Genomic DNA, 13,367 nt, shown 5'->3' with positions numbered 1-13,367 from the left:
TGCGCTGCTGTTTGCTTTCGTTGACGCGCTCAGGCGCGCGCCCGGCTGCGCAATGCGCCGCTTTGCAGGCCGCGTCCCAGCGATTTTAGCGAACGAACGCAATGATCGACATAGTGGGGCCGCCCGTCGCGCGCCATGCGCGTGGGCAGATGCCCCGTGATCCAGACCGTGCGGATGCCGAGACGCCGGTAGCGCTTCAGATGCCCGCGCGTGTCCTCGACGAGGATCGCGTCGGCGAACGCCACGCGCGCGTCGCGCAGCGTCTTGCGCAGCATTGCGGGATCGGGCTTGGCGCGCCAGCGCTCGCGCGTGCGCATGTGCTCGATCGCCACGACGCGCTCGAACAGCCGCTCGATGCCGAGCGCCGCGAGCACCGCGTGCGCGTAATCGGTGGGGCCGTTGGTCAGCACGATCTTGCGGCCGGGCAGCGCCGCGAGCGTGCGCGCGAGGCCGCGCTCGGCGTGCAGCATCGTGGGCAGATCGTCGAAGGTGTGCACGACCTTCAGGAAATCGTGCGCATCGATCCGGTGATGGCGCGTGAGGCCCAGCAGTGCTGCGCCGTAGCGGTGCGTGTAGCTCGTGCGCAGATGGTTCGCGACGTCCTGGCTCACGCCAAGCGTATCGACGATGTACTGCGTCATGCCGCGATTGATGGCGGGGAAGATCGCGCGCGAGGCGCAGTGCAGTGTGTTGTCGAGGTCGAATAGCCAGACGGGGCTGCGTGCGGCGGGCATGCGCTCGCTGGGAGCACCGTAGCCCGGGCCGCGAACGCCCGACGCATGGGCGACGCGTCGCGGCCGGCGCCTGGCGTGCGGGCGGGAGACGGTCATGGTGGGCGTGAGATGCGGCGGCAGCAAGGCGCCGCCGCCGGTCAGGGAGCCGCTCAGTGCGAGCGGATCATCGTGCCGAACGGCTGCTCGGTCAGGATTTCGAGCAGCACCGAGTGCTCGATGCGGCCGTCGATGATGTGCACGGAGCGCACGCCGCTCTTGGCCGCGTCGAGCGCCGACGAGATCTTCGGCAGCATGCCGCCCGAGATCGTGCCGTCTTCGAAGAGCGCGTCGATCTCGCGCGCCGAGAGATCGGTGAGCAGGTTGCCCGCCTTGTCCATCACGCCGGGGATGTTCGTCATCATCACGAGTTTCTCGGCGTTGAGCACGACCGCGAGCTTGCCCGCCACCAGATCGGCGTTGATGTTGTACGAAAGGCCGTCCTCGCCGAAGCCGATCGGCGAGATCACCGGAATGAACGCGTCGTCCTGGAGCGCCTTCACGACGGCCGGATTGATCGCCTCGACTTCGCCCACCTGGCCGATGTCGATGTACTGACCCGGGTTGTCGCGGTCCGGCATCATCAGCTTGCGCGCGTGGATCAGGCCGCCGTCCTTGCCGGTCAGGCCGACCGCATGGCCGCCGAAGTGATTGATGAGCGTGACGATGTCCTGCTGCACCTCGCCGCCGAGCACCCACTCGACGACCTCCATGGTCTCTTCGTCCGTGACGCGCATGCCCTGGATGAACGTGCCTTGCTTGCCGATCTTCTTGAGCGCCGTGTCGATCTGCGGGCCGCCGCCGTGCACGATGACCGGATTGATGCCCACGAGCTTGAGCAGGATGACGTCGCGCGCGAAGCCCTGCTTGAGCCGCTCTTCGGTCATGGCATTGCCGCCGTACTTGATGACGACGGTCTTGCCGTGATACTGGCGGATGTAGGGCAGCGCTTCGGCCAGGATTTCGGCTTTCAGGGTGGGTGCGATCTGCGAGAGGTCGATGGGCTCGGACATGGCGGCGGAACTGGACAGGAAAACGGGGCGAAAACGTGGCGAATACGTACAAATACGGCTGAATCAGGCGCGTTCATTAAAGCACGGCTGAAACAGGCCGAATTGTACAGGACTGGCGCGGTGCAGCAGGGTTTTCGAGAGGGTGGGCGGGCGGCGGCGCAACGGGGCGCCGCGCCTCTCGCGCCGTCGCGCACAATTGACACGAATTCCAGGCGATCATGCGCGATTTCCGCCCAAACCGGTTCGATGGGAGAACCTCGGGCGCGGGCGCGATCCTGTGGCATCATTTTCCCATCTCCGAATCCGGCCTCGCCAGGAGCGCGCCGCCATGACCGCCCCCGCAAGCCCCGCCCACGCCGTCAAGAGCGCACGTTGCCCGCGTTGCGGCCGCGCGTTCGACTGCGGCAGGCACACCGAGCCGTTCGACTGCTGGTGCAAGACGCTGCCCGCCGTGCCCGCGAGCCAGCTCGACCCGCGCGGACGTTGCCTGTGTCCCGAGTGCCTCGCTGCCGCCGTCGCCGCGGGCGCGGCGCCCCAGAACGCGGGCGAGCGCCGCTGAGTCTCCGGGCCGCTCCAGGTTACCGAGTCGCCAGGCCGCTAAGTCCCCAGGCTCGCCCGATGATCGCCGGCGAGTTTCGCGAGGTCGGCGCTCACCTCGTCGAGCACCGGCCCCCACTCCCGGAACTGCTTTTGCCGATACAGCGTCGTGTGCGGATACCACGGGCTGTCGCGCCGCTCGAGCTCCCAGACCCAATGCGGATTCACGTCCAGCAGCACCCAGGTGCGCTGGCCGAGCGCGCCCGCCAGATGCGCGCTCGACGTGCAGACCGAGATCACGAGATCGAGCGCGTCGACGAACGCGGCGGTATCGTCGAAGCTGCGCCATTCGGCGCTGAAGTCGGCGATCTCGAAGCCCGCCGCGCGCGCGGCCTCGACGTCGGCGCCCGCCTCCGGCTGCAACGAGTAGAACGCGGCGTCGGCGATGCCCGCGAAATGCGCCGCGAACCGCTCGAGCCCGACGCGCCGGAACGGATTGCGCTTGTGCGTGAGGCTGCCCGTCCACGCGAGCCCGACTTTCAGGCGCTTTTCCCCCGCGAGCCGTTCGCGCCAGCGCGCCGCCGCGGCGGGCTCAGGCGCGAGATAGCGCACCGGAGCCGGAATCGTCTCTTCGCGCGTGCCGAAAATCAACGGCAGGCTCAGCAGCGACACCTCGCAGTCGTGAGGCGGCAAGGCCTCGACCGGGCCGCCCACGCAGTAGAGATCGCAATGGCCGCCGAGGCTGCGGGCGAGCAGCGCGCCCATCTGCGGGAACGAATTCCAGACGAGCCGGCCGCCTTCGCGATGCACGCGCTCGGCCAGCATCGGCACATAGCGGCAGAACTGCAGCAGGTCGCCCATGCCTTGCTCCCCCCACACCAGCAAGGTGCGCCCCGCGAGCGGCTCGCCTCGCCATTGGGGTTGGAGGAACGCGGGGCGGCCCGCGGCCAGTTCGCTGGCGCCTTGCCAGCGCAGCTCATGTCCCAGCCAGCCTTCAGCGAAGTTGCCGCGCAGGAGCTCGATCATCGACAGGTTCAGACGTGTCGATGCGTCGTTCGGCGCATACTGGCAAGCGCTGCGTGCGGCCCGCTCGGCTTCGTCCCATTGCTGCGCTTCGCGGCACGCCATCGCGTAGTTGTTCGCGGCCAGCGCGCTATGCGGCGCGAGCGCGAGCGCGCGTCGGCCCGCTTCGAGCGGGCGCGTCGCGTCGGTGTCGCTGGGCAGCACGCGGCCGAGGTTGATCCAGGCATTGGCATCGTCGGGATTCGCCGCGATGGTCTCTTCGAGCAGCGCGACGATCTCATTGCTGTCTGATTTGATTTGGATCAATGCGCCGGCAAGATTGTTACGCAGATTAGGAAACGTTCGCTCGATTGCGAGCGCGCGGCGGTAAGGTGCTATGGCGTCGGCGTGGCGGTTGGCGAACTGGAGTGCGAGGCCCGCGGCGAACCATGCGGCGGCCCGCTTGGGTTCGAGTCTCGCGATCGCGGCGCTCAGGCGCACGGCCTCGCTGGCCCGCGCGGGTTCTCCGGCGCTTGCCGCGATGCGCATGAGCGTATCGTCGTCGAGGCCTTGCAGCGAGGCGCGAGCCTTCACCAGCAATTCGCGGACGACAGCCGCGTCGGCTTTGCCGGTTGCGTCAGCCGTTGCGGCGTCGACGAAATCCAGGAATAGCTCACACATACGCGCAAGCGTGTCGGGAAGATGAGTCTGCATCGGGTAAATCGTCCTGTCGGAAAGTGCCGTTTCCCATGTAGCGGGTGGATGACTTAGATTGAAGCAAACCTTTTCAAGATGATGAATCAGACGTGTCCGAACAGGTAAACTGACCCCATGCATCGCATAACCGTCAGTGCCCGCGTCAATCTCAGCCATTTGTTCTGGCTGCGCAGTCTCGCCATCATCGGCCAGCTCTGCACGATCGCCTTCGTGCAATTCTTCTTTGGTGTGCAGTTGCCGCTGCCTGCCATGCTGTTCGTGATCGCCATGGAAGTGGCGTTCAACGGCGTCACCTGGCTGCGCGTCACGCAGGACCGTCCCGAATCCAATCTCGAATTGTTCGGCCAGCTCTGGGTCGACCTCGGCGCGCTTTCCGCGCTGCTGTTCCTCTCGGGCGGCACGACCAATCCGTTCGTCTCGCTCTATCTGCCCTCGCTCGCGATCGCGGCGGCCGTGCTGCCGTGGTATCTCACCGCGTGGCTCGCGTGCTTCGCCGTGGCTTGTTACGTACTGCTCGGTTTCGACAACGTTCCGCTCAATCTCGACAATCCCGCGAATCTCTTCGATTACTACCGCGCGGGCATGTGGGTGAACTTCATGGTGAGCGTGGCGCTCATCGTGTGGTTCGTCGCGCGCATGTCGCGCGCGCTGCGCCAGCGCGAAGCCGCGCTCGCCGACGCGCAGCAGCGCCTTCTGCGCGACGAGCGCGCGGTCGCGCTCGGGGTGCAGGCGGCCACCGTCGCGCACGAGATCGGCACGCCGCTTTCGAGCATCGCGATGCTCACCGAGGAATTGCGCGACATCGCGCGCACCGACAAGGGTCTCGCGCCGTATGGCGCCGACCTCGAACTGCTCGACAAGCAGATCACGCTTTGCACCTCGGCGCTCGCGCGGCTGCGCAGCCGCGCGTCGTCCACGGGTAGCCGCCAGGCCGTGAGCGAGTGGCTCGGGCCGTTCGTCGAGCAATGGCGCTTGCGCCATCCGCACGTGAAGTTCGAACTGCTCAGCAATGCGCCCGACGATCTCTGCCTCGACGACACCGTCGCGGTCGGCCAGATCCTCACGATCCTGCTCGACAACGCCGCGCGCGCGAGCCGCGATTTCGTGACGCTGCGTGCGTATCCCGCGTCGCGCGCGGGCTATATCGATTTCGAAGTCTGCGATGCGGGACCGGGCATCCCGTTGGCGCTACGCGCATCGCTTGGCGCGGCGCCCGTGGAAAGCACGCAGGGCGGCCATGGCGTGGGGCTGTATCTCGCGTTTTCGTCGGTGGCGCGGCTGGGCGGGTCGATCGATCTCGCCGATGTTTCGGCGGGCGGCGCCGTGCCAGGCGCCGGGGCCGAGGCCACGCCGGACGACGCTGCGGCGCCCTACGCAAGCACGCGGGAACTCCCGGTCACGGGCGCGGGCGCGACAACCGGCGGCGTGCGCGGGCGCAAGCCGCGCGGCACGCGTGCGGTGCTGCACGTGCCGGTGAGGGCGGTCCCGGCGGCGCAGTCGAATCATGCGTCGAGCACCGCGTCGAGCGAGGCGGCGCGCAGCGACGCTGCGGCCCGGAGTTCGGAAATTGGACGAGGCGAAGGACCAGGCCGGCCCGACGCCGCCTGACAACACGGAGAAGCAGTATGAGCGATATGAATTTCCTGGTGATCGACGACGACGAAGTGTTTTCCGACATCCTCACGCGCGGCCTCACGCGACGCGGCTACCAGGTGCAGCAGGCGCACAACGCCGAAGAGGCGATCCGCTTCGCGAATCAGCAGAAGTTCTCGCAGATCACCGTCGACCTGCATCTGGGCAACGACTCGGGCCTCTCGCTGATCGCGCCGCTGCGCAACCTGCAGCCCGACGCGCGCATGCTCGTGCTCACGGGCTACGCGAGCATCGCGACGGCGGTGCAGGCCGTGAAGGATGGCGCGGACAACTATCTCGCCAAGCCGGCGAACGTGGAAATGATCCTCACCGCGTTGCAGGGCGATGCGAGCGCGCTGCAGGCCGAGGCCGCCATCGAGCATCCCGCGCCGCTGTCGGTCGCGCGCCTCGAATGGGAGCACATCCAGCGCGTGCTGGCCGAGCACGGCGGCAACATTTCGGCTACGGCGCGCGCGCTCAACATGCATCGGCGCACGCTGCAGCGCAAGCTCGCGAAGCGGCCGGTGCGCCAGTAAGCGCATACAAGGCGCCCATAAAGCGCCTGAGAACTGCACAAAAGTAAAGGGGCTCCCGCCTTGGCGCGGAGCCCCTTTTCGTTCCAGCCTGCGCGTGCGCCAGGTTTCAGCGCACGCGACTAGCGCGGCAAGTCCATACCGTTACAGCACGTAGCGCGACAGATCCTCGTCCTGCGCGACTTCACCGAGCGCCTTGTCGACATAGGCCGCGTCGATGGTCACGCTCTTGCCCGCATGATTGCCGGCCGCGAACGAGACGTCTTCCAGCAGCTTTTCGATGACCGTGTAGAGACGGCGCGCGCCGATGTTCTCGGTCTTCTCGTTCACGGAGAACGCGATTTCCGCGAGACGGCGAATGCCGTCCTCGGCGAAATCGAGCTGCACGTCTTCTGTCGCGAGCAGCGCCTGGTACTGCTTGACGAGGCTCGCGTCGGTGGCGACCAGAATCGCTTCGAAGTCCTTCACAGACAGCGAATCGAGTTCCACGCGGATCGGAAAGCGTCCCTGCAATTCGGGAATCAGATCGCTAGGCTTCGAGAGATGGAACGCGCCGCTCGCGATGAACAGGATGTGATCGGTCTTCACCATCCCGTACTTCGTGTTGATGGTCGTGCCTTCGACGAGCGGCAGCAGATCGCGCTGCACGCCCTGGCGCGAGACTTCGCCGCCGCTGCCCTCGTTGTTGCGCGAGGCGATCTTGTCGATTTCGTCGAGGAACACAATGCCGTTCTGCTCGACGTTCTGCACCGCCTTGGCCTTGACCTCTTCGTCGTTGAGCATCTTCGACGCTTCTTCGTCGGTGAGAACCTTGAGCGCTTCCTTCACCTTGAGCTTGCGGCGCATTTTCTTGCCGCCGCCGAGATTGGCGAACATCGAGCGGATCTGCTCGGTCATGTCTTCCATGCCCGGCGGGCCCATGATGTCCATGCCCACTTGCGGCTGCTCGACGTCGAGCTCGATTTCCTTGTCGTCGAGCTGGCCTTCGCGCAGGCGCTTGCGGAAGGTCTGACGCGTGGCGTTATCGCCGCCTTCGGTGTGGCTGCCCGCATCGGACGAACCGAAGCCCACTGGACGCGCGCTCGGCAACAGGATGTCGAGGATACGGTCTTCGGCCTGATCGGTGGCCTTGCTGCGCACCTTGCGCATTTCCGTCTCGCGCGTCTGCTTCACCGAGATTTCGATGAGGTCGCGCACGATGCTGTCCACGTCGCGGCCCACGTAGCCCACTTCGGTGAACTTGGTCGCTTCGATCTTGATGAAGGGCGCGTCCGCGAGCTTGGCGAGACGCCGCGCGATTTCGGTCTTGCCGACGCCCGTCGGCCCGATCATGAGGATGTTCTTCGGCGTGATTTCCTGGCGCAGCGGCTCGGCCACCTGCTGGCGGCGCCAGCGGTTGCGCAGCGCGACGGCCACGGCCTTCTTCGCGTTCGCCTGGCCGATGATGTGCTTGTCGAGTTCCGAGACGATCTCGGCGGGGGTCATGGTGCTCATCCTGATTCCTTGTCCTCTGTCCGGCGAATTACTCGATGGTTTCGATCACGCGGTTGTGATTCGTGTAGATGCACATGTCGCCCGCGATTTCGAGCGACTTTTCGACGATCTCGCGCGGCGAGAGCGCGGTGTTCTCCATGAGCGCGCGGGCCGCGGCCTGCGCATACGCGCCGCCCGAGCCGATCGCGCAGATGCCTTCCTCGGGGTCGAGCACGTCGCCGTTGCCGGTGATGACGAGTGTGGTTTGCGCGTCGGCGGCGATCAGCATGGCTTCGAGGCGGCGCAGCATGCGGTCGGTGCGCCAGTCCTTCGCGAGCTCGACCGCCGCGCGCGTGAGGTTGCCCTGATGCTTTTCGAGCTTGGCTTCGAAGCGGTCGAGCAACGAGAACGCATCGGCCGTGCCGCCTGCAAAGCCCACCATGACCTTGCCGCCGTAGATGCGCCGGACCTTCTTCGCGCCCCCCTTCATGACGATGTTGCCGAGGGTGACCTGACCGTCGCCGCCGAGCGCGACCTTGTCGCCGCGCCGCACGGAAACGATCGTCGTGCCGTGAAATTGCTCCATGTGCGTTCCTTTTTACCGTTGATGCCAGGCAGGGCTGGAGCGGCGCGGCGGTGGCCGCCGCGCCGCATAGTCGGATTCGGTACGCGCCGCGCGCGCCAACGCTGGAATCCGGGCGCGCGAGCAGGCGTGTCGGTAGAAGTTTAGGGCGGCAGCGGGCAGTTCAAGGGCTCGCGGCGCAGAAATCGGGATAAGCGTGGGAGAGGGAAGCGGCGGGACGAGCCGGCTTTACGCCGCCGGTGCCGGCTGGCGCGGGGCTTGGCCCGTTATCGGCCCATCATGCGGCAATGCGCAATGGGCACGCGCGCACGGCGTCGGACGCGCAAACAAAAAAGCGCACGGGGCTCCGTGCGCTTCGACAAGGAAGGCAGCAAAATCCGGCACCCGCCGTGCGGCGGCGCCGGCAGCCAATCAATCGCCGAACAGCTTCTGGCGCAGCTCGCGGCGCTCTTGCGCTTCGAGCGAGAGCGTGGCGGTGGGGCGCGCGAGCAGACGCGGAATGCCGATGGGCTCACCGGTTTCCTCGCACCACCCGTAATCGCCCGCATCGATGCGCGCGAGCGATTGCTGAACCTTCTTCAGCAGCTTGCGCTCGCGGTCGCGCGTGCGCAGCTCGAGCGCATGCTCTTCCTCGATCGTCGCGCGGTCGGCCGGGTCCGGCACGATGACCGTTTCGCGCAGATTCTCGGTGGTCTGGCCCGCATTGCGGAGGATTTCCGCCTGCAGCTGTTCGAGCCGGTTCTTGAAGAAGGCGAGCTGATCCTCGTTCATGTAATCCTTGTCGCTCATCTTCAGGATTTCGGCTTCGGTCAAGAGTCGTTTCGTCGTCATCTGGCTTGCTTCTTCAATGAGTGAGGCAAAACTGGCACATCTTGCCTGCACTTTTGTGTTGCCCGCAGTGGCCTTTCCCACTTTTTACGCGCGCTTTTATCGCGCCAATGTACGCGCCGGCTGGCACAGACGATGAATTGTCGTGACGCCTGAGCGCCGCTGCGGGGCCGAACTCCTCTGGAAACCGTTGTTCAGATGCTTCTGAGGCATATTTCGTACCGGCTGCGCGCTGCGACGCGATGCGCGGCCGGGGGGCGACATCCTGCCGGAATTCGCTCAAATATCTGTTCCGGGGCGCCTCTCTTTCCAGTGGGGCCGTATTGTAACCGAACCGCAAACTCGCGCCGCAAGCGGGAAATCCCTGTATGAGCGGCTTTCGTCAACGTTCGATATCCAGAAAATATAACGCGCCCATCGTGAAAAAGCGATGGTCGGGTACGTTATTTGACATGTGCAGCGGCGAAACGTGATTTTGCGCCCGTGTGCGAGCCGGCTTATTGCGCGTTTCGCTCAGTCATATGGCGCTAAACCGCGCGGCACAAACGACAACGCCCGGCTGCGGGCCGGGCGTTGCGAGACAGCGTGAAACGGCGCCGCAGCGCCTGGCTTCAGGCGAGGCAGGCGTCGAGGCCGTCGGTAATGAGGTCCTGCGGCAGCTCGATGCCGATGAACACCATCTTGCTGCCCTTCTTCTCGACCGGCAGCCACTTGGCCGCGAGATCGCTGCCCATCATCTGGTGCACGCCCTGGAACACAACCTTGCGGTCCACGCCCTTCATGTAGAGCACGCCCTTGTAGCGCAGCAGGCGCTCGCCATAGATCTGCAGGATGCCGCCGAGGAAATCCTCCAGACGGTTCGGATCGAACGGGCGGTCGCTGCGGTACACGAACGACTTGATCTTGTCGTCGTGGTGCGCGTGATGATGGTGGTGGCCGTGGTCGTGGCCTTCGTGATTGCACTTGCCGTGGTCATGGTCGCAGTCGTCGTGATCGTGCGTATGGCCATGGTCATCGTGCGCGTGAGCGTGCGTGTGCGCGTGATCGTGATCGTGATCGTCTTCGGCGAGGAAGTCGGGGTCGATCTCGAGCTTGGCGTTCAGGTTGAAGCCGCGCAGGTCGAACACTTCCTTGATGTCGGCCTCGCCGAAATTCACCTGGCGGATCTGCGCGCGCGGGTTCATGTGCAGCAGGCGATGGCGCAGGTCCTCGAGCACCTTTTCGTCGACGAGATCGGCCTTCGTGATGAACAGGCGGTCGGCGAAACCGACCTGGCGCTGCACCACTTCGTGCTCGTCGAGCTGATGGTTGCCGTGCTTGGCGTCCACGAGCGTGATGATGGCGTCGAGCAGGAATTCGTCGGCGATCTCGTTATCCATGAAGAACGTCTGCGCGACCGGGCCCGGATTCGCGAGGCCCGTGGTCTCGATCACCACGCGGTCGAAATCGAGCTTGCCGTCGCGCTTTTGCTGGGCGAGGTCGCCGAGCACGCGCGCGAGGTCGCCACGGATCGTGCAGCAGATGCAGCCGTTGCTCATCTGGATGATTTGCTCCTGGCTGTCCTGCACGAGAATTTCGTTGTCGATGTTTTCTTCGCCGAATTCGTTCTCGATCACGGCGATCTTCATGCCGTGCTTTTCGTTCAGGATGCGCTTGAGCAACGTGGTTTTGCCGCTGCCGAGAAAGCCGGTCAGGATGGTGACGGGAATCGTGCTGTTTGCCATGCTCTTTGCCTGGAATTTACCTGGTAGATGTCGGATGCGCTCGCGCCGGACCGGCGATCGGATGGACCATGTGGCGCGCGCCGCGCCGGCCGGTGTTACAACATAACTGCCTATTGAAACATAACTGGGACGCGCCCGCTTGTCCCCCGCGTGTCCCGGCGAGCGGCGCGGACTGAGCGCCGATTCGGGGCCCGAGCGCCCGCGCGCCGTATGTATGTGTGCCAAATTTTCAGATAGACGCCTGCACGCCTACATTAGGCCGCTTCAGGCGATTTGCAACACCAGCCCCTTCAGATACTCGCCTTCGGGGAACGCCGTGAGCAGCGGGTGATCGACGCCCGCGCCGAGGCGCTTGAGGATGCGCGCATCGACCTTCGCGTCGGCGGCCGCGCCCGCGACGATCTTCTGGAACAGCGCTGCATCGATCGCGCCCGAGCACGAGTACGTGAAGAGCAGGCCGCCCGGACGCAGCAGCTTGAAACCCGTGAGATTGATGTCCTTGTAGGCGCGCGCGGCGCGGTCCACGTGCTCGCGCGAGGCCGCGAACTTGGGCGGATCGAGCACCACGAGGTCGAAGCGCTCGCCCTCTTCGTGCAGGCGGCGCAGCGTCTTGAAGGCGTCGGCGTCGAGCCAGGTCGCGCGGGCCGCGTCGAAGCCGTTCGCCTGAACGTTCTTTTGCGCGGTGGCGAGCGCCTCGCCCGACGAATCGATCGACACCACACGCGCGGCGCCGCCCTTCATCGCCGCGAGCGAGAAGCCGCCCGTGTAGCAGAAGCAGTTGAGCACGTCGCGGCCTTGGGCGTAGGTCTGCACGAGCGCGCGGTTGTCGCGCTGGTCGACGTAGAAGCCGGTCTTGTGGCCGTTGCGCACGTCCACGTGATAGCGCACGCCGTTCTCGTTCGCGATGATGGTCTCGGGCGGCTCGTCGCCGGCCAGCAGACCCGTGATCTGTTCGAGCCCTTCCTTTTCGCGGATCGAGACGTCCGAGCGCTCGTAGACGTTCGGGCAGCCTGTGGCCGCCGTGAGCGCCGCGACGATCGCCTCTTTCCACGCCTCGACGCCCGCGGCCATGAACTGGCAGACGAGCTGGCCGCGCGCGCCTTCCGCGCCTGCGGCCACGTCTTCCTTGTAGTAGTCGACGATCACGCCGGGCAGGCCGTCCGCCTCGCCGAAGATCAGCCGCACCGCGCCCGTGCCGCTCACCATCGCCTCGCGGTGCGCGACCGCGCGCTGCACGCGGCGCTTGAAGAACGCGTGGTCGATGGGCTCGTTCTCGTCGAAGCTCCAGACGCGCGCGCGGATCTGCGAATGCGGGCTGTAGGCGGCGCGCGCGAGGAAGCGACCGTCATGCGCGCGCACGATCACGGTGGCGCCCGACGCGGGCTTGCCCTCGACGCGGTCGATCGCGTTGGCATAGACCCACGGATGGCGACGCAGCAGGGATTTTTCTTTGGACGGCTTGAGGGTGACGATATTCATGATGGGTTCGATGCGAGGCGTCGCGGCGGATGGCGGTGCGAGGCGCCGCTCGCCAGATGACGGGTGAATCGGTTGAATCGGTTGAATCGGGGATAAATCAGTCGCGCTTCTTGGCGCGTGGATGCGCGCTGTCGTAAATCTTCGCGAGATGCTGGAAATCGAGCGATGTATAAACCTGCGTGGCCGAGATGCTGGCGTGGCCGAGCAGCTCCTGCACGGCGCGCAGATCGCCGCTCGACTGCAGCAGGTGCGTGGCGAACGAGTGCCGCAGCACGTGCGGATGGACGTTCGCCGGGATCCCGGCGGCGAGCGCGGCGCGCTTCACGCGCTCGCGCACGACGCCCGGCGCCATGCGGTTGCCGCGCACGGAGAGAAACAGCGGGGCGTCGTCGTGCTTGATCCAGGCGCCGCGCACGGCGAGCCAGGCGTCGAGCGCGGCGAGCGCCTTCTTGCCGACGGGCACGACGCGATGGCGATTGCCTTTGCCGTGCACTTCCACTTCGGCGGCGTCGCGCTTGAACCAGCTCGCCGATTCGTAGCCGTCGCGCTTCAGGTAGTGCACGTCGAGGCTCACGAGCTCGGCGAGGCGCAGCCCCGACGAGTAGAACAGCTCGAGCATGGCGTGATCGCGCAGCGTCTCGATGCTGTCCGCGGCGCCCTCGCCGGCATGAGCGGCGCTGGCGGGCGCTTCCATGAGCCTGGTGGCGTCGTCGACGGAGAGCGCTTTGGGCAGCGTTTTCGCGCGCTTGGGCGCGCGCACCGCGGCCACCGGATTTGCGTCGAGCTCGATGCGGCCCGCGAGCCAGCGATAGAACGCGCGCCAGGCCGAAAGCCGATGCGCGATCGAGCGCGCCGTGAGGCCGCCCGCATGGGCGCGCGCGACGCCGCCGCGCACGTCGGCGGGCGTGACCTGCTCCAGCGGCCGGCCATTCGCCAGCTTCTTGAGCTCGTCGAGCTCGTGCGTATAGCCGCGCAGCGTGTGCGCCGAAAGCCGGCGCACGTGCTCGAGCTCATCGAGATAGTCGGCGATCGGATCGGTGGGGTTCACGGTGGCGGTGGCTTCAGTGCAGGTGCGA

Annotated in this window: 11 protein-coding genes and 1 pseudogene; 3 read left to right on the top strand and 9 right to left on the bottom strand. The window is 66.1% G+C overall.

The window, feature by feature from the left end:
* Positions 1-29: 29 nt before the first annotated feature.
* Together U5775_RS27720 and argB are read right to left on the bottom strand one after the other, a co-directional pair.
* Positions 30-830, bottom strand: a complete 801-nt coding sequence (locus U5775_RS27720; protein WP_415913669.1) for a pyrimidine 5'-nucleotidase — start codon at positions 828-830, stop codon at positions 30-32.
* A 53-nt stretch (positions 831-883) separates the two neighbouring features.
* A complete protein-coding gene (gene argB / locus U5775_RS27715; RefSeq protein WP_028203194.1) occupies positions 884-1,783 on the bottom strand; it encodes an acetylglutamate kinase in 900 nt (299 codons plus the stop codon).
* A 328-nt stretch (positions 1,784-2,111) separates the two neighbouring features.
* Here argB and U5775_RS27710 point away from each other — a divergent pair, with 328 nt between their 5' ends.
* Positions 2,112-2,342, top strand: a complete 231-nt coding sequence (locus U5775_RS27710) for a cysteine-rich CWC family protein (protein ID WP_322061296.1) — start codon at positions 2,112-2,114, stop codon at positions 2,340-2,342.
* 38 nt (positions 2,343-2,380) lie between these two features.
* Here U5775_RS27710 and U5775_RS27705 read toward each other — a convergent pair whose 3' ends face one another.
* The gene (locus U5775_RS27705; RefSeq protein ID WP_322061295.1) at positions 2,381-4,036 is read right to left on the bottom strand and encodes a hypothetical protein; all 1,656 of its coding nucleotides are present in this window, start codon (positions 4,034-4,036) and stop codon (positions 2,381-2,383) included.
* 117 nt (positions 4,037-4,153) lie between these two features.
* On the opposite strand from U5775_RS27705, the pseudogene U5775_RS27700 reads away from it, so the two are divergent.
* Both U5775_RS27700 and U5775_RS27695 read left to right on the top strand, forming a co-directional pair.
* Positions 4,154-5,353: pseudogene (locus U5775_RS27700) on the top strand (ATP-binding protein); the annotation flags it as partial.
* Positions 5,354-5,664: 311 nt separating this feature from the next.
* A complete protein-coding gene (locus U5775_RS27695; RefSeq protein WP_322061294.1) occupies positions 5,665-6,207 on the top strand; it encodes a response regulator transcription factor in 543 nt (180 codons plus the stop codon).
* A 141-nt stretch (positions 6,208-6,348) separates the two neighbouring features.
* On the opposite strand, the gene hslU is transcribed toward U5775_RS27695, so the two are convergent.
* From hslU to U5775_RS27665, 6 genes are all read right to left on the bottom strand, one after another.
* Positions 6,349-7,698 (bottom strand): ATP-dependent protease ATPase subunit HslU, encoded by a 1,350-nt coding sequence (gene hslU / locus U5775_RS27690; protein WP_322061293.1) that lies wholly within the window; start codon positions 7,696-7,698, stop codon positions 6,349-6,351.
* Positions 7,699-7,726: 28 nt separating this feature from the next.
* Complete coding sequence (gene hslV, locus U5775_RS27685; RefSeq protein WP_322061292.1) at positions 7,727-8,263, bottom strand: ATP-dependent protease subunit HslV; 537 nt, start codon at positions 8,261-8,263, stop codon at positions 7,727-7,729.
* Positions 8,264-8,671: 408 nt separating this feature from the next.
* Positions 8,672-9,091: an RNA polymerase-binding protein DksA gene (gene dksA, locus U5775_RS27680; protein ID WP_090541141.1), complete on the bottom strand. Its 420-nt coding sequence runs from the start codon at positions 9,089-9,091 to the stop codon at positions 8,672-8,674.
* A gap of 608 nt (positions 9,092-9,699) precedes the next feature.
* On the bottom strand, positions 9,700-10,812 hold the full coding sequence (locus U5775_RS27675) for a GTP-binding protein (protein ID WP_322061291.1): 1,113 nt from the start codon (positions 10,810-10,812) through the stop codon (positions 9,700-9,702).
* A 264-nt stretch (positions 10,813-11,076) separates the two neighbouring features.
* Positions 11,077-12,291: a class I SAM-dependent rRNA methyltransferase gene (locus U5775_RS27670; protein ID WP_322061290.1), complete on the bottom strand. Its 1,215-nt coding sequence runs from the start codon at positions 12,289-12,291 to the stop codon at positions 11,077-11,079.
* 97 nt (positions 12,292-12,388) lie between these two features.
* A complete protein-coding gene (locus U5775_RS27665) occupies positions 12,389-13,339 on the bottom strand; it encodes a tyrosine recombinase XerC (RefSeq protein ID WP_322061289.1) in 951 nt (316 codons plus the stop codon).
* Positions 13,340-13,367: the final 28 nt, after the last annotated feature.

The sequence above is a fragment of the Paraburkholderia sp. J63 genome (assembly GCF_905220245.1).
Taxonomy (GTDB): Bacteria; Pseudomonadota; Gammaproteobacteria; order Burkholderiales; family Burkholderiaceae; genus Paraburkholderia.
The sequence above is the reverse complement of the archived record's forward strand: the minus strand, read 5'-3'. Positions and strand labels throughout refer to the sequence as shown.

Excerpts from the sequence above, each read along its gene's own strand:
- hslV (WP_322061292.1), bottom strand. The coding sequence starts at position 8,263 with ATGGAGCAATTTCACGGCACGACGATCGTTTCCGTGCGGCGCGGCGAC.
- U5775_RS27710 (WP_322061296.1), top strand. The coding sequence starts at position 2,112 with ATGACCGCCCCCGCAAGCCCCGCCCACGCCGTCAAGAGCGCACGTTGC.
- hslU (WP_322061293.1), bottom strand. The coding sequence starts at position 7,698 with ATGAGCACCATGACCCCCGCCGAGATCGTCTCGGAACTCGACAAGCAC.
- argB (WP_028203194.1), bottom strand. The coding sequence starts at position 1,783 with ATGTCCGAGCCCATCGACCTCTCGCAGATCGCACCCACCCTGAAAGCC.
- U5775_RS27675 (WP_322061291.1), bottom strand. The coding sequence starts at position 10,812 with ATGGCAAACAGCACGATTCCCGTCACCATCCTGACCGGCTTTCTCGGC.
- U5775_RS27705 (WP_322061295.1), bottom strand. The coding sequence starts at position 4,036 with ATGCAGACTCATCTTCCCGACACGCTTGCGCGTATGTGTGAGCTATTC.
- U5775_RS27695 (WP_322061294.1), top strand. The coding sequence starts at position 5,665 with ATGAGCGATATGAATTTCCTGGTGATCGACGACGACGAAGTGTTTTCC.
- dksA (WP_090541141.1), bottom strand. The coding sequence starts at position 9,091 with ATGACGACGAAACGACTCTTGACCGAAGCCGAAATCCTGAAGATGAGC.
- U5775_RS27720 (WP_415913669.1), bottom strand. The coding sequence starts at position 830 with ATGACCGTCTCCCGCCCGCACGCCAGGCGCCGGCCGCGACGCGTCGCC.
- U5775_RS27670 (WP_322061290.1), bottom strand. The coding sequence starts at position 12,291 with ATGAATATCGTCACCCTCAAGCCGTCCAAAGAAAAATCCCTGCTGCGT.